Origin of the sequence: Rothia nasimurium (assembly GCF_928391935.1) — a bacterium.
GTDB lineage: Bacteria > Actinomycetota > Actinomycetes > Actinomycetales > Micrococcaceae > Rothia > Rothia nasimurium_D.
Window position 1 is genome coordinate 158084 of sequence record NZ_CAKMTD010000003.1, and the last position, 17149, is coordinate 175232.

Below are 17149 nucleotides of genomic sequence, written 5' to 3' on the forward strand. Positions count from 1 at the left end.
GGTTATCCCAGTTGCATGAGTCCCCCCTCATCAAGAAGATGCAACTGTTGCAAAGAATACCCCCCCCCCGCTATTTTCTGAGGCGGTGGGGGGCTTTGTGTTTAAGGGCAGACCAAGACCGGGAATCTGGCAGGTAGACAGTAGTATCAAGGCCCAAGGCCCGCCCTGGTTTCTAGGGCGGGCCTTGGACCTTGTATCAGCTGGGGCTGGATTCAGCCTAGCGGGGTAGGGGTTTAGCCCTCGACGCCCAGCTTTTCGAGGATCAGCTCGCGCACACGTCCGGCGTCTGCCTGGCCTCGGGTAGCCTTCATGACCTGGCCGACGACGGCGCCAGCAGCCTGGACCTTACCAGCACGGATCTTATCGGCGACATCGGGCATAGCAGCCAGGGCCTCGTCGATAGCGGCGGTCAGGGCCGAATCGTCAGAGACCACGGCCAGGCCGCGCTTCTCAACGATCTCAGCTGGGGTGCCCTCACCCTCAATGACGAAGCCGAGTACCTGGCGGGCAATCTTATCGTTGATCTTCTTACCCTCAATCAGCTGGTTAAGCTCAACGATGGTAGCGGCGGTTGCCCCGGTTTCGGTCAGCTCAACCTCGCGCTCCTTGGCGATACGGGCGATCTCGCCCATCCACCACTTACGGGCAACGGAGGCGGGAGCACCGGCGGCAACAGTCTCTTCGATGGCGTCCATCGCACCGGCGTTGACTACGTCGCGGAACTCTTCGTCTGAGAAGCCCCAGTCGGCCTTCAGACGGCGGCGGCGCTCGGCGGGAGGCTCGGGCAGCTCGGCCCGTAGGCGCTCAATCCACTCTTCATCGGTGACAACGGGAACCAGGTCGGGCTCGGGGAAGTAGCGGTAGTCATCAGCGTCAGACTTGGGGCGGCCGCTGGTGGTCTCGCGGGTGTCCTCGTGCCAGTGGCGGGTTTCCTGAACAACCTTTTCGCCAGCTTCCAGGACGGCGGCGTGGCGCTGGATCTCGTAGCGCACTGCCCGCTCAACCGAACGCAGGGAGTTGACGTTCTTGGTTTCTGAGCGGGTACCGAACTCGGTGGAGCCCTTGGGCATGAGCGAGACGTTGGCGTCGCAGCGCACGTTACCGCGTTCCATGCGGGCATCAGAGATACCCAGGTTCTTAACGATTTCGCGGATAGCAGCCACGTAGGCGCGGGCCAGCTCAGGAGCCTTGTCGCCCGCACCCACGATGGGGCGGGTGACGATTTCAATCAGGGGAACACCGGCACGGTTGTAGTCAACCAGGGAGAAATCTGCACCCTGGATACGGCCAGCGGTGCCGCCCTTGTGGGTCAGCTTGCCAGCGTCTTCTTCCATGTGGGCACGCTCGATGTCGATGGTGAAGACGGTGCCGTCCTCCAGTTCAACATCCAGGGACCCGTTGGCGGCGATGGGCTCGTCGTACTGGGAGGTCTGGAAGTTCTTGGGGGTATCGGGGTAGAAGTAGTTCTTGCGGGCAAAGTGGCTAACGGGCGCAATCTCGCAGCCTAGAGCCAGGCCCAGCTTGATGGCAGACTCTACCGCCTTGCCGTTGACGACGGGCAGGACGCCGGGCAGGCCCAGGGAGACGGGGGTGACGTTGGTGTTGGGGGTGTCACCGAACTCGTTGGGGGCGGCGTCGAACATCTTGGTCTTGGTGTTGAGTTCGACGTGAACTTCGAAGCCGAGTACGGGGTCGTACTTCTCCATGGCTTCTTCAAAGGACAGGATTTCGTCAGACATTTACTTAGCTCCCTCGAAGTCGAAGTCACGGATTAGGGCGGCGGTGTCGGGCAACTGCTCGTGCAGGTAGCCGCCCCACTTGGCGGTCAGCAGGGCTTCCAGGCCGGCACCGGCGCGGTAGAGGCGGGCGTCCTCGTGGGCGGGGGCGGTGAACTGGATGCCAACGGGCAGGCCGTCCTCATCTGCCAGGCCACCGGGCAGGGACAGTGAGGGCACACCGGCCAGGTTGGTGGGTACGGTGGCGATATCGCCCTTGTACATGGCCATGGGGTCGCCCTTGGTTTTCTCGCCCAGCTTGTAGGCGGTGGTGGGGGCGGTGGGGCTGATCAGTACGTCAGCAACCTCGAAAGCCTTGGCGTAGTCACGCTGGATCAGGGTGCGTACCTTCTGGGCTGAGCCGTAGTAGGCGTCGTAGTAGCCAGCGGACAGGGCGTAGGTGCCCAGGATGATGCGGCGCTTGGCTTCTGAGCCGAAGCCGGCGGCACGGGAGGCCGACATGACGCGCTCGATGGTGACGTTACCTTCTTCGGGCAGCTTACGCAGGCCGAAACGGACGCCGTCGTACTTGGCCAGGTTAGAGGAGACCTCGGAGGACATGATCAGGTAGTAGGCCCCAATTGCTTCCTTGACGGAGGGCAGGGAGACCTCAACAATCTCTGCGCCGGCTTCTTTGAGCAGCTCCAGGGACTCGTTGAAGCGGGCCATGACGCCGGGCTGGAAGCCCTCGCCGGTCAGTTCCTTGATGACGCCAACGCGCAGGCCCTTGAGGCCACCTTCAGCAGCACCGGCGCGGGCGGCGTCCGCGTAGGCGGGGACGGGCTCGTTCAGGGAGGTGGAGTCCTTGGGGTCGTGGCCACCGATAACCTCGTGCAGCAGGGCGGTGTCGAGGACGGTGCGGGCACAGGGGCCAACCTGGTCCAGGGAGGAGGCCATGGCAATGACGCCGTAGCGGGAGACCGAGCCGTAGGTGGGCTTGACGCCGACGGAGCCGGTGACGGCTGCGGGCTGGCGGATTGAGCCGCCGGTGTCGGTGCCCAGGGCCAGGGGGGCCTGGAAGGCAGCTACTGCTACAGCGGAACCACCGCCGGAGCCACCGGGAATACGGTCCAGGGCCCAGGGGTTGCGGGTGACGCCGAAGGCTGAGTGCTCGGTAGTGGAGCCCATAGCGAACTCGTCGAGGTTAGTCTTACCCAGGATGGGCATACGAGCCTCGCGGATCTTCTGGGTGACGGTGCCGTCGTAGGGGCTCATCCAGCCCTCGAGCATACGGGAAGCTGCGGTGGTGGGCTGGCCCTTAGTGACAATGAGGTCCTTGACGGCGATGGGGACGCCAGCCAGGGCGGGCAGCTCCTTTCCGGCGGCGCGGTCGGCGTCCACGGCGGCAGCAACCTCCAGGGCCTCCTCAGCATTCAGGTGCAGGAAGGCGTTCAGGCCGCTCTTACCGGCAGCCCGGTTCTCAGGGTCCAGGGGCTGGCCGTCAGTGGCGATAATGTGATCAATGTAGGCCTGGGTTGCCTCAACAGAGGTCACTTCACCGGCGGCCAGTTTCTCAGCAAGTTCCGCTGCAGAAAGTTTGATGATGTCGTTCATGCCCGCTCCTTAGTCTTCGTCCAGAATTGCCGGAACCTTGAACTTGCCATCTTCGGCATCCGGAGCACCCGACAGGGCTTCTTCAGCCGTCAAAGTCTCACCCACGACGTCCTCACGGAAGACATTCTTGAGCGGGATGGGGTGGCTGGTTGCCGGGATATCGTCTGAGACGGCGTCTGAGACTGACTTGACGGAATCAACGATGACATCGAGCTCAGCGGCCATAGCTGCCAGCTCCTCTTCGGTCATCTCGATATGAGCCAGCATGGCGAGGTGCGCCACCTGCTCACTCGTAATAGCAGACATAATCACTTCCACGAGGTAGACATAGATGTTCAGTCTCTATACTACCGGCAATGCAGAAAACCCGCCCACCGAATCCGGTGAGCGGGCTTTCACAGAAGTTTTACTCGCTAGAGAGGGTAAACCTTACTTAGCGGGGATGGTCAGAACCCAACCAATTTCAATCAGGTCTTCATTCTGAATCAGGTCGGCGTTAGCAGCCAGTACTTCGTTCCAGCCGTTGAAGCCGTGAGCGTAAGCAATTTCTGACAGGGTGTCGCCAGCCTTGACGGTGTAGGTGTTAGCGGCAGGAGCTGCTTCTGCGGTTGCTTCAGCGGCGGGAGCGGGAGCTGCTTCAGCTACAGGAGCAGGAGCTGCTTCAACAACGGGAGCGGGAGCGGGAGCTGCCTCAACAGGAGCAACCTCGGTTGCCTGGGGGGCAACGTAGGTCTGCTGGGTTGCGGGGGTCTCAGCTACAGCTGCGGGTGCGCTACCGGTGCCGTAAGCGTAGAGGTTCAGACGAGCGGAGCATGAAGGCCAAGCGCCCCAGCCCTGCATCTGGAGAAGGTTTTCAGCAACGCGGATCTGTTCTGCCTTAGAAGCAGCCGCGGGGCTGCCGGAGCCGCCAGCTGCAACCCAAGAGGAGGGGGAGAACTGCAGGCCACCGTAGTAACCGTTGCCAGTGTTGATGGCCCAGTTACCACCGGACTCGCACTGTGCCAGGGCTTCCCATGCTTCGAGGGGAGCAGCGTTTGCTGCGGAGGGGGCTACAACGAGTGAGCCTGCTACTGCTGCGCCACCGAGGGCGATTGCTGCTGCTGAACGACGAATGTTGGAAGTCATTGAATGCTCCATCAGGCCACCTGACGCTCTTCCCATCCCTGGGCGTCTTCGCGTTGCCGTCTACCCGTAATCATTGTGGGATCTTTTTGAGGTTCTACCCTGTAGACGGCATCAGGTGTGCGGTAGAACCCAGCATGCGCTCGCAGCTTCCACTGCGAACTATGGACCACCGGAATCTTTGGTGTGGTGGTCGTTTTTGATTCGTTGATAACGATACTGTAACGATTTCTGCTTTGCCAACCCATTTTTGAGACAAACCACAGCGCACCTCGCTTTAAGTGACCGGCCCCACCAGCACCCCGTCCGCTCCCCTCCCCCCTGCGGAAAGCAACCTTACCACCTAAGAAAACCCCGTTATTTCAAGGATTTTTTCGGTCTAGTCATCGTCAGCCCCCTCCCCCACACAGGGCTAAGCCTGGGAAGAGAAGGCCCATAAATTTTTTTTAAATTTTTTCCGACGACGCTCCCTAAAGGTCACAGGAAGGTCACAGGGACGGGGTGACGCCTGTGACCTTCCTGAGACCCAGCTCAACAGAAACCCGGGGTTTAGTCGGTCGTCAGGGTCCCTGCCAACAGGGCCGTGAAGCCTGCTTCGTCCAGGACGGGAACCCCCAGCTGCTCGGCCTTATCCAGTTTGGATCCGGCTGCAGCACCGGCTACCAGGTAGGAGGTTTTCTTAGACACCGAGCCGGACGCCTTACCGCCCCGCACAATAATCGCCTCCTTGGCAGAATCTCGGGTGTAGTTTTCCAGGGTTCCTGTCACCACAATGGTCAGCCCCTCTAGGTTCCGCTCAATGGAGGTATCGCGTTCGTCCTCCATAGTGACCCCGGCCGCCGCCCAGCGGTCAATGATTTCGCGATGCCAGTCTTCCTCAAACCATTCGGTCAGGGACTTAGCAATGGTGGAGCCTACCCCGTCCACCCCGGCCAGGCGTTCCTCGCTAGCTGCCCGGATTGCGTCCATAGAACCAAACTCGGTGGCCAGGGCCCTAGCTGCTGTGGGCCCCACATGCCGAATGGAGAGGGCCACGAGTACCCTCCACAGGGGCTGGGACTTGGCCTTATCCAGCTGTTCAAAGAGCTTCTCGGTATTCCGGGTGGGGGCACTGGGCTTGGTCTTAGTGCCCCGGGTGTAGAAGTAGGGAACCAGCTCGGTCTTTCCGGTGGGTTCCCCCTTCACCTTTTTCTCCCGCTCAATCTTGACCTCGGCCAGGTCTTCAGCCGTCAGGTCAAAGAGGAAGGCCTCAGACACCAGGGGCGGGGTGTCGGGGGCAGCAGGGTTAGTGAGGGCTTTTGCGGCCTCATAGCCCAGGGCCTCAATATCAAAGGCCCCCCGTCCTGCAAGATAGTTGACGCGCTCGGTCAGCTGGGCCGGGCAGGAGCGGGCGTTAAGGCAACGAATATCGACGTCGCCGTCCTTAGCCGGGGCCAGGGGCTGGCCACAGGACGGGCACTCGGTGGGCATGACGAACTCCCGTTCGCTTCCGTCGCGCAGGGCCACCACGGGGCCAACGATTTCAGGGATGACATCGCCTGCCTTCCGCAGCACCACGGTATCCCCGATCAAGATGCCCTTGGCCTTGACGACATCCTGGTTGTGCAGGGTGGCCATTTCGACAGTAGACCCGGCGACCTTGACCGGTTCCATGACCCCGTAGGGGGTTACCCGGCCGGTTCGCCCGACCCCCACCTGAATATCAAGCAGCCTGGTGTTGACCTCTTCGGGTGGGTACTTGTAGGCCACCGCCCAGCGCGGTACGCGGGAGGTGTAGCCCAGGCGCTCCTGGGTCTCAAAGTCATTAACCTTGATGACAATGCCATCAATTTCATGTACCAGGGAGTGCCGCTTCTCACCATAGGTAGCAATAAAGTCCAGCAGGTCCTCCCGTCCTGCCACCAGCTGGGAGTAGGGGCTCACTGGCAAACCCCAGGCCTCAAGCTGGGCGTAGGTTTCAAACTGGTTGGCAATCGCCAGGCCAGTGCGGGAGCCAATCCCGTGAACAAACATACTCAAGGGGCGCTCCGCCGTCAGCGCCGCGTCCTTCTGACGCAGGGACCCGGCAGCCGCATTGCGGGGATTAGCGAAGGGGGCCTTACCGGCAGCTACCATCTGCTCGTTCAGGGCCTTGAAATCAGCTGACGAAATAAATACTTCCCCGCGAATCTCAATTTCCTCGGGGTGGTTAGACCCAGCCAGCTGGGTGGGGATCGAGGCAATGGTCAGGACGTTGTGGGTGACGTCCTCGCCGGTGGTTCCATCCCCGCGGGTGGCGGCCCGCACCAGCTTGCCGTCCCGATACAGCAGGTTAACGGCCAGGCCGTCGATCTTCAGCTCAGCCAGCCACTGGGGGACCGAGCCGGTCATGGTCCGGGCATTGGTTTCTGCCCGGTCAAGCCAGGTATCGAGCTCATCGAGGGAGAATACATCCTCCAGGGAATACATGCGGGCCAGGTGCTTCACCGGGGCGAAAGCTGCAGAGGCTTCGCCGCCGACCTCCTGGGTGGGAGAGTCGTTTGAGGTTAGCTCAGGGTGCTGGGCTTCAAATACTTCCAGCTGCCGGTAGAGGGCGTCATAGTCGGCATCCGACAGGACGGGGGCATCGTCCATGTAATAGGCCTGGCGGGCGGCCCGCACCCGGTCGACGAGGTCGTCGTACTGGGCTTTGAGGTCAGCCGGAACGCTTTCGCCTTCTACAAGGTCGCGGTCTACCCCGTGGATGGTTTCTGCTGCAGGGTTTGTCTTGTTTTCGCTCACCCCTCTATTCTGCCCTACAAAGGGGCCACCGCCCCACCCGGTATCGTCGGGTGGGGCGGTGGGTCTGGGGGCAGGGTCTAGCCGTTGATTCCCCGGTGTAATTCACGTTCTGAGTGGAACTGTTCTTCTTCGCTCGTGGCCGTGTGGTGGTAGTCGTAGCCGTCGATGTGCTCAACGATTTGGTGGGCGTCGGTTGCGGTGAGGGCCTTGAGTTCGGCCAGGCGGGCCTCGTAGTCTTCGACGGTGATGGCGTCGGCAACGATGACGGTGATGTTGTCGCGGCCCCCTGCCCGCAGGGCAGCCATTTGCAGGACGTCGGCGGCGTCCTGGGGGTGTTCAACGGTGGCGAGTACCCGGGCCATATAGTTATGGGACAGTTCGCCGGAGAGGCCGTCGGAGCACATCATGAGGCGGTCGCCCTCCCGGGCGGGGATGACCCAGAAGTCTGGTTCCCAGTAGTTGCCGGTGCCCAGGGCCCGGGTAATGACGTTGCGACGCGGGTGGGTGAGTGCTTCCAGGGCCGTAATCTGGCCGGTATCAACCAGGTATTGGACCTCGGAGTGGTCAACAGTAATCTGCTCCAGGCTCAGCCCTTCGACGGGGCCGTTGGAGATGGAGAGGGCGTCTTCGGTTTCGGCGTCGTCAGCCCGTACCAGGCGGTAGGTGCGGGAGTCACCTACGTTGAAAATGAACCACATCTGCTGGTTGCCAATGTGGGTGAGCCAGGCGCCGGTGACGGTAGTACCAGCGCGGAGTCCCAGGGCTCCCTTGATCGCCTCGTCAGCTTCACCAATGACTTCCTTGATTTTGTCCAGGGTCTTGAGGATCTGACGATTCAAAGCTGAGGTCTTCTTGCGGGCTTTCAGGCCCCGACGGCCTCCAGGGCCCTCCCCCAGCTTCTCGGTCTCGACCTCGGCAAGGTAGGCGGCTTCTTCCTCGTCAGTCATACCGCCAGGGCGGCTAAAGACCTGGGCGTAGGCCAGGGTTCGGGTACAGAGCCGAGAGGCGACCTCACCTTTTTCGTGGCCGCCCATGCCGTCCGCAACAACGCAGAGGTTTCCGGCAACGACCATGGAGTCTTCGTTGTTGTCTCTAAACTGCCCAACATCGGTAGATTTGCCTGCGTAGACTGCAAGCTGGGGGGCGGTGGTCATTCGAAATCGATCTCCAGTTCGTTACCAATGCCCGGGGTGATTGCCACGGGCATGACATTCCCGAAGCCTCTAACATTCCGCACGCCCTGGGGGATCAGGACGAACTTGCTGTCACCATCGAGGGCTTCGGCAGTCGACATGTCAGTAAGGACGACACCGGGTTCGGTGAGGGCGACCAGGCGGGAGGCCAGGTTAACGGTGGGGCCGTAGATATCTCCTAGTCGCGGGAGGACACGACCCCATACGAAGGACACCCTTGCTTCAGGAAGCAGCGGATCCTCACTGATAAGTTTTGAAAGAGTCAGGGCGATGCGGGCACCGTCTTGAGGTGACTCAACCAGATACATTACTTCATCGCCCACGGTTTTGATAATACGGCCGCCGCCTACGGCGATAACCTCAGCGCACCGCTGCTCGAAATGTTTGACCAGTTTTGCGAGGTTGCGTTCGTTCATCTCGCGGGAGAGGGAGGTGTAGGAGACCAAGTCGACGAAGCCGACACCTCGGGCTAGGGGCAGGTCGGTGTCGTCCAGGGTGGTGCCTTCTTCTTCATCGCGCAAGGCGAGTCGCAAGATTGCTGAGTTGAGCATGCGACGGTAACCGTAGACGGTGATGTTTTCTAGGTCTTCGATCAGTTTGGGCATGAGCTCAAGTAGCTTGCTCCGGGCCTCTACGTCGGTCAGTCCCCCGTTGATGACCATGTCTTCAACGAGGGTCTCGATTTGCCACACCACCATGCGGTCCATCATCTGCCCGATTGATCGGGTGATGGAGAGGGTGGCGTCTTCGGAGAGTTTGCCGTGTTTGACCAGGGAGGTGATGGTTTTGAGGGCTACGGCGTCGGTGGGGGTGAAGTAGGCGTCGTCGTCAGTGAGGTTGGGTAGGCCCAGGGCCCGCCAGACCTTGCGGGCAGAGAGTAGAGATACTTCTGCTTCTTCTGCTACTTCACGGCGCTTGAGGGTTTGGTTGGCGCCGAGGAGGGCACGCTCGAGTTCCTGGACGCCGCGGCGGGCTTCTTCACTGCGGTATAGCTGCCCCTGCACAGGGGTGTGGGATTTCTTGTCGCTCCGCTGGTGTGCGACGTCTGCCGTTTCGGCGGGGACGCGACCGGGTGCTGACTTCTCCACTGATCTCTTCTTTCTATGTGCGATGCTTGTGGCTCTGGCAACGCAAGGCGCTGCTACCCTCCAGGATACCCAGTGAATGTGAGTTGAGCTACACAAATTGATGCATTACCTCGTATTGCCTTGGATATTTTATGCACAAAGGCAACACATTGGAATTTAATCTAGGCTATCTTCCCACATCAGATTGGGTTTATTAATCTTCCCTGACCCTCTATAGGTATGTAGGCTAGGCAAACTTGGCAGCCTGGGCCGTCCGTATTTCGAAACTGAATCGTTCAGGAAGCGGTACGGCCTGTAGCCGTAACTGCTGCCCGGGTAGGTAGACCACTAAATCAGCGGCGTCGGCAACCCCCACCATATACTTCCGCCCGACACTCACGCCCTCGATATCCGTCAGAGGGATGCTCACGTCCCGGGAGGTGGACGGGCCCCGGCGCACCACCAGCCGGTCCCCGGTTATTTGGTAACCGGTGAGCGACCAGCGCACCAGGCCCCTGAGGGCGACAAAAGCCAGCCAGAGGGCAAGGGCCAGGGCTGGCCATTGCAGCCAGTGCCCTCCACCTGCCAGGGTCGATGAAAAACTCCACAAGACCACGGCAAGGAGCAGGATCGCCACTGAGCGTAAGGCCAGAATGCCATGCGCCCGGGTGCTGTGTAGGACGCGTTCGTTCGGGTTGAGGGGGCCTCGCAGTTTCATGCTGTTAAAGGTAGTGGAAGAAACTGGGGGTTCGCCGAAAGCCTTGGTGCCTAGTGGCCGTAGCCGTCGGGGCGGACGTGGACGACATCCCCCACGGTGAAGCTGCGTTCTTCGCCGGTATCTGAGCGGACGACCAGCTCCCCCTCTGCTGTCAGGTCCACCCCGGTTCCCCGGTAGGTTTCGTCCCCCGGCAGGTGGATGGTCAGGTAGGAGCCCAGGGTGCTCATGCGGCTTCTGAGACGATATAACAGAGAATCCTGCCCCCCGACTGAGGCGTCAAAACCGGAAGCTGCGAAGTCACGGTAGTAGCGTTCAAAGCTAGCTGCACATACCGTCAGGGCCCGACTCAGGTCTACCGGCCGGCCGGTTTCTACCAGGGTGCTGGTCGCAGTGGGGACGGGCAGCTGGTCGGCAGCCAGGTTCAGGTTGAGACCCACACCCACGACAACCGAGATATTGCCCTCGGGTTCAATAACCAGCTGGGCAAGGATCCCGCAGGCTTTTCGGTTGCCGATCAAGACATCGTTAGGCCATTTAATACTGGGGCTCACACCAGCTAACTGTTCAAAGACGTCACAGGCAGCCAGGGCGGCCAGGGAGGTCAGCCAGTGGTACTGGTCTGGGGCCGGGTGGTTGTGGGGGTTGACATGGGGACGCACCAGAAAGCTGGTTGCCAGGGAGCAACCGGCAGGGGCCTCCCAGACCCGGTCGAGGCGGCCGCGTCCTGCGCTTTGGTGGTCTGTTGAGACCAGGGATAGCTCCCCGAAACTGCGGCGGACGGTCGGGTCCCCCACCAGAATCGCCCGCCCGTAGTCGTTGGTGGAGCCCACCTGGGGTAGGATCACAACCCGGTCATAGCCGGGAGCCTCTACCGCCTCTTCCTGCAGGGTCATACCGGTGTGGTGGGTCATGGGGATCCTCGCTCTAGGTGTTGCACATCTTCTGCTCGCCATTGTACGGCCCCAACCCAGCTCTAGGGATTAAAGGTGAGATACTGGAGGGTAAGACAACCCAACCGAAAGGCCCATCATGACCGTCTACGCCGTCACCTACTCCTACGGGGACCCCGAACTGACCACCACCCACCGTCCTGCCCACCGCGAATACCTGGCCCAGCTTCACGAGTCAGGCAACCTGCACGCAGCCGGTGCCTTCCTGGACGGCGAACCCTCCGGCGCCCTGCTGATTTTCGTAGCGGACGACCGCGCCCACCTCGACCAGCTCATTGCAGCAGATCCCATGAGCACCGGCGGGGCCCTGGTGGGGTACACCGTCCGTGAGTGGAACGCTGTGATTGGCAAGGTCGGCAAGTAGGCCTTGAGAGCCAAGGACGAGCGGGGTGAGGCGTATGCCCCACCCCGCCCTGGTTTTGGCCCCGGCGTGTGGCGATAAGCCACCTAGCCCTGGAGCCTTATTTAGAAAAAATGCCCCTATTTCCCAAAAATATCCCGGGGTCGGGGCTGGGGCGGGTCTATAGTTGAGAAGAATAATCGTTACCCCAGGTCACCTACCCCACCTGACCGTCCTTTTCTTTGCGCGAATCGAGGCCCAGCATGAGCGAGAACCCCACCACCGACGCCCCCGATTTGACCACCACCGCCGGAAAAATCGCTGACTTCTACGCCCGCCGGGAACAGACCCTGGCCCCCACCGGGCAGGGCCCCATCGACCGCCAACACGAACGCGGCAAGCAGACCGCCCGCGAACGCATCGACATGCTCCTAGACGAGGGCTCCTTCGTCGAGTTTGACGCCCTGGCCAAGCACCGCACTACGGCTTTTGGTATGGACAAGAAAAAGCCCCTGGGCGACGGCCTCGTTTCAGGCTACGGCACCATCGACGGCCGCCTGGTTGCCGTCTACTCCCAGGACTTCACCGTCTACGGCGGCTCCCTCTCCCAGGTCAACGGCGAAAAAATCGTCAAGGTGCAGAAGTTCGCGCTCAAGAACGGCTGCCCCATTATCGGTATTAACGACGGCGGCGGCGCCCGTATCCAGGAGGGCGTAGCCTCCCTGGCCATGTTCGCCGACATCTTCCGCATGAACGTGCGGGCCTCCGGCGTCATCCCCCAGATTTCCGTCATCATGGGCCCCTGCGCCGGCGGCGCGGCCTACTCCCCCGCTCTCACCGACTACATTGTGATGGTCGATAAGACCAGCCACATGTTCATCACCGGCCCCGACGTCATCAAAACCGTCACCGGCGAAGAAGTTGATATGGAAACCCTGGGCGGGGCCCGCCAGCACAATGCTGTCACCGGCACCTCCACCTACCTGGCTGAGGACGAAGAGGACGCCTTCGATTTCGTCCGCGAGCTCATTGAGTTCCTGCCCTCCAACAACCTCACCGAGGGCCTGCCCCTAGACCACGACCAGGAGCCGGTTGTCTCCGTCGACGACCTCGATCTTGACCTGCTGATTCCCGATTCAGCCAACCAGCCCTACGATATGCGGGCCGTCATTGAAGCTGTCGTCGACGACGGGCACTTCTTTGAAATGCAGGCCCTCTACGCCCCCAACGTCATGATCGGCTACGCCCGGGTTGAGGGGCGCACCGTCGGTATTGTGGCCAACCAGCCCATGCAATTTGCAGGCACCCTCGACATCAACGCCTCCGAAAAGGCCGCCCGCTTCGTGCGAAACTGCGACGCCTTCAACATCCCGATCCTGACCTTTGTGGATGTTCCCGGCTTCCTGCCCGGCACCGACCAAGAATTCAACGGAATTATCCGCCGCGGCGCCAAGCTCCTCTACGCCTACGCTGAGGCCACCGTCCCCCTGGTCACCGTCATTACCCGCAAGGCCTACGGCGGGGCCTACATTGTGATGGGATCCAAGAAGCTAGGCGCTGACATCAACCTGGCCTGGCCCACCGCCCAGATCGGCGTCATGGGCGCCCAGGGGGCCGTCAACATCCTCTACCGCCGCGAACTCGCCGCCGTTGCAGAAGAGGGCGGCGACGTCGAGGCCAAGCGGGCCGAGCTCATTGCCAAGTACGAAGAGGAACTACTCAACCCCTACCAGGCAGCAGAACTGGGCTACATCGACGAGGTCATTGCCCCCTCAGAAACCCGCGTCCGGATCATCTCCTCCCTGCGGGCCCTGCACGATAAGCGGGCAGCCCACCCCGCCAAGAAGCACGGCAACATCCCCCTGTAAAGGCTAAGCACCTATGGCAACCCCAAATCCCCTGTCCCTGCTGGGGTTCGGCAAGAAACCCGCAGCCACCCCGTCCGCCCCCGCCCAGCCCGAAGCCGGGCAGCCGGTAGCCCCCTGGGCGGACGCCCCTGCCCCGGCTCCCGAGGCAAGTCCCCCGCTTCTCTCGGTGGTCAAGGGCAACCCCACCGATGAGGAACTGGCCGCCCTCACCAGCCTCGTTCTGGCCCTGCAGGCCCAGGCTGACTCCCAGCAGGAAACCACCCTTGAGATGTGGCAGCGCCGCCTCAACCGCACCCAACGCCTGGGCATGAAACTCCGCCCCGGCCACGGCTCCTGGAAGAGGGCCCGCCCCCAGTAACACACCTGTGACCGCCACCTGTATGGGCGGTCACACTGTTTAGAATGGAAACTATGACACTACATCCTGACCTCCCCGATATCTTCCGCACCGACCGCGCCCAGACCGCCGTCGACGCCATCGCAAACGACTTCTACGAAAAGTCCCTCGACCTGGACCCCGCCGCCGCAACCATCCAGGGCCGCAAGGGCCGCGAAACCGAATACCCGGACTACTCCCCCGCCGGCACCGCCGCCAGCATTGAACTAGCCCGCACCACCCTGACCGCCCTAGACTCCGTCGAAGCCGCTGACGACATCGACCGCGTCACCATCGACGCCATGCGCGAGCGCCTGGGCCTGACCCTGGAACTGCATGAGGCTGGCCTCGATGGCTGGGAGCTCAACAATATCGCCTGCCCCGTGCAGGGTATTCGGGCGATTTTTGACCTGATGAACCGCAAGACCAGCGAGGACTGGGGCTTTATTGCTGGCCGTCTGCACAAGGTTGCTGGGGCCCTGGCAGGTTACCGTCAGACCCTGGAAGAGGCCCGTCTGGCCGGTAAGGTGTCAGCGGTCCGTCAGGTGGATATCGTCATTGAGCAGGTCACCGCTTATGTTGCCGATGGCGGGTTCTTTGACAAGCTGGCCGAGGAGGTTGCTGAGGCTGCCCCGGAGCATGCTGAGCAGGCCCGGGCAGGTGCCGCTTCTGCCAAGGCTGGTTACTCTGACCTTCTGGCCTACCTGAAAGATACCCTGCGCCCTGATGCCCCGGAGGCTGACGCTGTGGGCCGGGAACGCTACTCCCTCTATTCCCGCAAGTTTGTGGGTACCACCTTGGATTTGGAGGAGACCTACGCCTGGGGTGTTGAGGAGCTGGACCGGATTATTGCCGCCCAGCAGGAAGTTGCTGAGGCTATCAAGCCCGGTTCTACCATTGATGAGGCCAAGGCCCTGCTGGACGCTGATCCGGAGCGTACCCTCAAGGGTACGGACGCCCTACAGGCCTGGATGCAGAAGCTATCTGACGCTGCTGTGGCTGACCTGGCCCGGGAGCATTTCACCATTGAGGGGCCCCTGCGGAACCTGGAGTGCATGATTGCCCCCACCCAGGAGGGCGGTATCTACTACACCGGGCCGTCCAGTGATTTTGAGCGGGCGGGCCGCATGTGGTGGTCTGTTCCCCCGGGTGAGGATACCTTTGGTACCTGGCGGGAGACCTCGACTGTTTACCATGAGGGCGTGCCGGGCCACCACCTGCAGGTGGCTTACGCTACCGCTATGGCCGATGCCCTGAACCAGTGGCGGGCGAATGCCGTCTGGGTATCAGGCCACGGTGAGGGCTGGGCCCTGTACGCTGAGCGGCTGATGGACGAGCTGGGCTACCTGGCTGATCCGGGCGACCGCATGGGTATGCTGGACGCCCAGCGCCTGCGGGCGGCCCGCGTGGTCTTTGATATTGGCCTGCACTGCGGTTTTGAGATTCCCGAACGCTGGGTGACTGAGCTGGGTGTAGAGCCTGGGGTCTGGGACGCTGAGCGCGGCTATCAGTTCCTGGAGGCCAACCTGGATATGTCTGAGGGGCAGCGCCGCTTTGAGTTCCTACGCTACCTGGGTTGGCCGGGTCAGGCCCCCTCCTACAAGGTGGGTGAGCGGATCTGGCTCCAGCTGCGCGAGGCCTCCCGGGCCGCCGGTGTTGACGACCGTGACTTCCACACCAAGGCCCTCATGTTGGGCTCGGTAGGGCTGGACACCCTGCGTCGGGCCCTGGCCGCCTAGGCTTTTTCCTTTTAGATTCAGGACGGGCCCGCCCTCCCTGCCTTGTCTGGCAGGTGGGGCGGGCCCGTCCTTGTCTGTTTGCTTCTCAGCTAGCGGGTGGAGGAGGTTACCAGGGGCTGGGAGCCGGTGGGGGCATGAGGCTCCTGGGCCAGACGGTTGTAGAGTTCTTCGGGGACGAAACCGCCCTCGGTGCGGGGCGCCTCGTAGAGGTCTTCATTGAGCAGGCCCTCCCGCTTGGCGACGATGGCCGGGACCAGGGCCTGTCCTGCGACGTTGACGGCGGTGCGGCCCATGTCAATGATGGGGTCGATAGCCAGGAGCAGGCCGACGCCGTCCAGGGGCAGGCCCAGGGTGGAGAGGGTGAGGGTCAGCATGACGGTCGCGCCGGTGGTACCTGCGGTGGCGGTGGAACCGAGGACGGACACCAGGATGATCAGCAGGTAGTGGGTGATGTTGAGGTCAATGCCGTAGAACTGGGCGACGAAGAGGGCGGCCAGGGCCGGGTAGACGGCGGCGCAACCGTCCATCTTGGTGGTGGAGCCCAGGGGCACGGCGAAGGAGGCGTAGGCACGGGGCACACCGAAGTTGCGTTCGGCAACTGACTGGGTGATGGGCAGGGTGCCCATGGAGGAGCGGGAGACGAAGCCCATCTGGACGGCAGGCCAGACGCCGGAGAAGTACTGTTTGACGGACAGGCCGTTGGCGCGGACGATGGCGGGGTAGACCACGAAGAGCACCAGGGCTAGGCCGATGTAGAGCACGATGACGAACTTGGCGAGGGCCCCCATGGAGGTCCAGCCGTAGGCGTAGACGGCGCGGCCAATGAGGCCGATGGTGCCCAGCGGGGCCAGGCGGATGATCCACCAAAGAATGGTCTGAATGATGGCCAGGGCGCTCTGGTTAAAGGCCAGGAAGGGCTTGGCTGCTTCGCCGGTTTTGAGGGCAGCGATACCAACAGCAGCTGAGATGACGAGCACCTGGAGGATGTTGAAGCTGGCCGCCCCGGTGACGGTTTCGCCGGAGGTTGAAATGCTGACACCCAGGCCCAGGAAGTTGGCGGGGATCAGGCCGGTCAGGAAGCCCAGCCAGGAGCCGGTGCGTCCCTCGTAGGCTTCGGGGGCGTCCAGGCCGGTGTTGGCGCCAGGCTGGGTGACCAGGCCGAGCACCAGGCCGATGATGACGGCGATCAGGGCGGTGTAGGCGAACCAGAGCAGGGTTTTGGTAGCCAGGCGGGCCGCGTTCGACACCTGGGCCAGGTTGGCGATGGAGGACACAACAGCGGTGAAGATCAGCGGGACAACCGCAGCCTTCAGCAGGGTGACGTAGGAGGTGCCGATAGTGGCCAGGGTGGTCATGAGCCAGTTGGGACTGTCGGTGGCGTCGCCGCCGAGGCGGGTAGCCAGGAGGCCAAGGACGACACCCAGGACGAGGGAGGCCAGGATTTGATTGCCAAAGGACGTAGCCCAGGCCGGGAGTGTACGGGACTGGTGAGCTCTTGCGGTGGTAGACATAGGGACCACTGTAGGCCCAGAGGGCGGGCCGGGGGTAGCTAGTGTTTCGCCAGGTTACAGGCGGTTACGGGGCGTTACAGGTAGGGTGCCGGTGGGGGCAGGGGCGTCCTGTCTATATTTTTCTTCAAAAAAGGGTTCCCAAGAGTTACCTTCATCACTAGACTGTGACTTACGAT

At 62.0% G+C, this 17149-nt stretch carries 14 protein-coding genes; 4 read left to right on the forward strand and 10 right to left on the reverse strand.

Annotated elements, in window-relative coordinates; genetic code table 11:
• Positions 1-233 precede the first annotated feature (233 nt).
• The 9 genes from gatB to L7A15_RS05300 all read right to left on the reverse strand — a co-directional run bounded on the left by gatB (position 234) and on the right by L7A15_RS05300 (position 11100).
• Positions 234-1739 (reverse strand): Asp-tRNA(Asn)/Glu-tRNA(Gln) amidotransferase subunit GatB, encoded by a 1506-nt coding sequence (gene gatB, locus L7A15_RS05260; RefSeq protein ID WP_237187310.1) that lies wholly within the window; start codon positions 1737-1739, stop codon positions 234-236.
• Positions 1740-3329, reverse strand: coding sequence for an Asp-tRNA(Asn)/Glu-tRNA(Gln) amidotransferase subunit GatA (gatA, locus tag L7A15_RS05265; protein ID WP_237208217.1), 1590 nt, complete (start codon positions 3327-3329; stop codon positions 1740-1742).
• A gap of 9 nt (positions 3330-3338) precedes the next feature.
• Positions 3339-3635, reverse strand: coding sequence for an Asp-tRNA(Asn)/Glu-tRNA(Gln) amidotransferase subunit GatC (gene gatC, locus L7A15_RS05270; protein ID WP_237208216.1), 297 nt, complete (start codon positions 3633-3635; stop codon positions 3339-3341).
• A gap of 123 nt (positions 3636-3758) precedes the next feature.
• A complete protein-coding gene (locus L7A15_RS05275) occupies positions 3759-4454 on the reverse strand; it encodes a transglycosylase family protein (protein WP_237208215.1) in 696 nt (231 codons plus the stop codon).
• A gap of 546 nt (positions 4455-5000) precedes the next feature.
• Positions 5001-7175, reverse strand: coding sequence for an NAD-dependent DNA ligase LigA (ligA, locus tag L7A15_RS05280; RefSeq protein WP_237208306.1), 2175 nt, complete (start codon positions 7173-7175; stop codon positions 5001-5003).
• A 113-nt stretch (positions 7176-7288) separates the two neighbouring features.
• Entirely contained in the window at positions 7289-8365 is a 1077-nt protein-coding gene (locus L7A15_RS05285; protein ID WP_336603508.1) for a PP2C family protein-serine/threonine phosphatase, read from the reverse strand.
• The gene (locus tag L7A15_RS05290; protein WP_237189023.1) at positions 8362-9492 is read right to left on the reverse strand and encodes an adenylate/guanylate cyclase domain-containing protein; all 1131 of its coding nucleotides are present in this window, start codon (positions 9490-9492) and stop codon (positions 8362-8364) included. Before L7A15_RS05290 ends, L7A15_RS05285 begins: the two co-directional genes overlap by 4 nt.
• Before the next feature lie 226 nt (positions 9493-9718).
• Positions 9719-10189, reverse strand: coding sequence for a PH domain-containing protein (locus L7A15_RS05295; protein ID WP_237189022.1), 471 nt, complete (start codon positions 10187-10189; stop codon positions 9719-9721).
• A gap of 50 nt (positions 10190-10239) precedes the next feature.
• Entirely contained in the window at positions 10240-11100 is an 861-nt protein-coding gene (locus L7A15_RS05300; protein ID WP_237212340.1) for a biotin--[acetyl-CoA-carboxylase] ligase, read from the reverse strand.
• A 118-nt stretch (positions 11101-11218) separates the two neighbouring features.
• Between L7A15_RS05300 and L7A15_RS05305 the strand changes: the two genes are divergently transcribed.
• From L7A15_RS05305 to L7A15_RS05320, 4 genes are all read left to right on the forward strand, one after another.
• Complete coding sequence (locus tag L7A15_RS05305; RefSeq protein WP_237212341.1) at positions 11219-11503, forward strand: YciI family protein; 285 nt, start codon at positions 11219-11221, stop codon at positions 11501-11503.
• 239 nt (positions 11504-11742) lie between these two features.
• On the forward strand, positions 11743-13347 hold the full coding sequence (locus tag L7A15_RS05310; RefSeq protein WP_237200554.1) for an acyl-CoA carboxylase subunit beta: 1605 nt from the start codon (positions 11743-11745) through the stop codon (positions 13345-13347).
• 13 nt (positions 13348-13360) lie between these two features.
• Entirely contained in the window at positions 13361-13705 is a 345-nt protein-coding gene (locus L7A15_RS05315; RefSeq protein ID WP_237212342.1) for an acyl-CoA carboxylase subunit epsilon, read from the forward strand.
• A 53-nt stretch (positions 13706-13758) separates the two neighbouring features.
• A complete protein-coding gene (locus tag L7A15_RS05320) occupies positions 13759-15462 on the forward strand; it encodes a DUF885 domain-containing protein (RefSeq protein ID WP_237212343.1) in 1704 nt (567 codons plus the stop codon).
• An 89-nt stretch (positions 15463-15551) separates the two neighbouring features.
• Here the strand turns inward: L7A15_RS05320 and L7A15_RS05325 are convergent, their stop codons facing one another.
• A complete protein-coding gene (locus tag L7A15_RS05325; protein ID WP_237208210.1) occupies positions 15552-16973 on the reverse strand; it encodes a dicarboxylate/amino acid:cation symporter in 1422 nt (473 codons plus the stop codon).
• Positions 16974-17149 lie beyond the last annotated feature (176 nt).

What these genes read in the sequence shown, in the direction of transcription:
- gatB (WP_237187310.1), bottom strand. Translation starts at nt 1,739, where the DNA reads ATGTCTGACGAAATCCTGTCCTTTGAAGAAGCCATGGAGAAGTACGAC.
- gatA (WP_237208217.1), bottom strand. Translation starts at nt 3,329, where the DNA reads ATGAACGACATCATCAAACTTTCTGCAGCGGAACTTGCTGAGAAACTG.
- gatC (WP_237208216.1), bottom strand. Translation starts at nt 3,635, where the DNA reads ATGTCTGCTATTACGAGTGAGCAGGTGGCGCACCTCGCCATGCTGGCT.
- L7A15_RS05275 (WP_237208215.1), bottom strand. Translation starts at nt 4,454, where the DNA reads ATGACTTCCAACATTCGTCGTTCAGCAGCAGCAATCGCCCTCGGTGGC.
- L7A15_RS05285 (WP_336603508.1), bottom strand. Translation starts at nt 8,365, where the DNA reads ATGACCACCGCCCCCCAGCTTGCAGTCTACGCAGGCAAATCTACCGAT.
- L7A15_RS05295 (WP_237189022.1), bottom strand. Translation starts at nt 10,189, where the DNA reads ATGAAACTGCGAGGCCCCCTCAACCCGAACGAACGCGTCCTACACAGC.
- L7A15_RS05300 (WP_237212340.1), bottom strand. Translation starts at nt 11,100, where the DNA reads ATGACCCACCACACCGGTATGACCCTGCAGGAAGAGGCGGTAGAGGCT.
- L7A15_RS05305 (WP_237212341.1), top strand. Translation starts at nt 11,219, where the DNA reads ATGACCGTCTACGCCGTCACCTACTCCTACGGGGACCCCGAACTGACC.
- L7A15_RS05310 (WP_237200554.1), top strand. Translation starts at nt 11,743, where the DNA reads ATGAGCGAGAACCCCACCACCGACGCCCCCGATTTGACCACCACCGCC.
- L7A15_RS05315 (WP_237212342.1), top strand. Translation starts at nt 13,361, where the DNA reads ATGGCAACCCCAAATCCCCTGTCCCTGCTGGGGTTCGGCAAGAAACCC.
- L7A15_RS05320 (WP_237212343.1), top strand. Translation starts at nt 13,759, where the DNA reads ATGACACTACATCCTGACCTCCCCGATATCTTCCGCACCGACCGCGCC.
- L7A15_RS05325 (WP_237208210.1), bottom strand. Translation starts at nt 16,973, where the DNA reads ATGTCTACCACCGCAAGAGCTCACCAGTCCCGTACACTCCCGGCCTGG.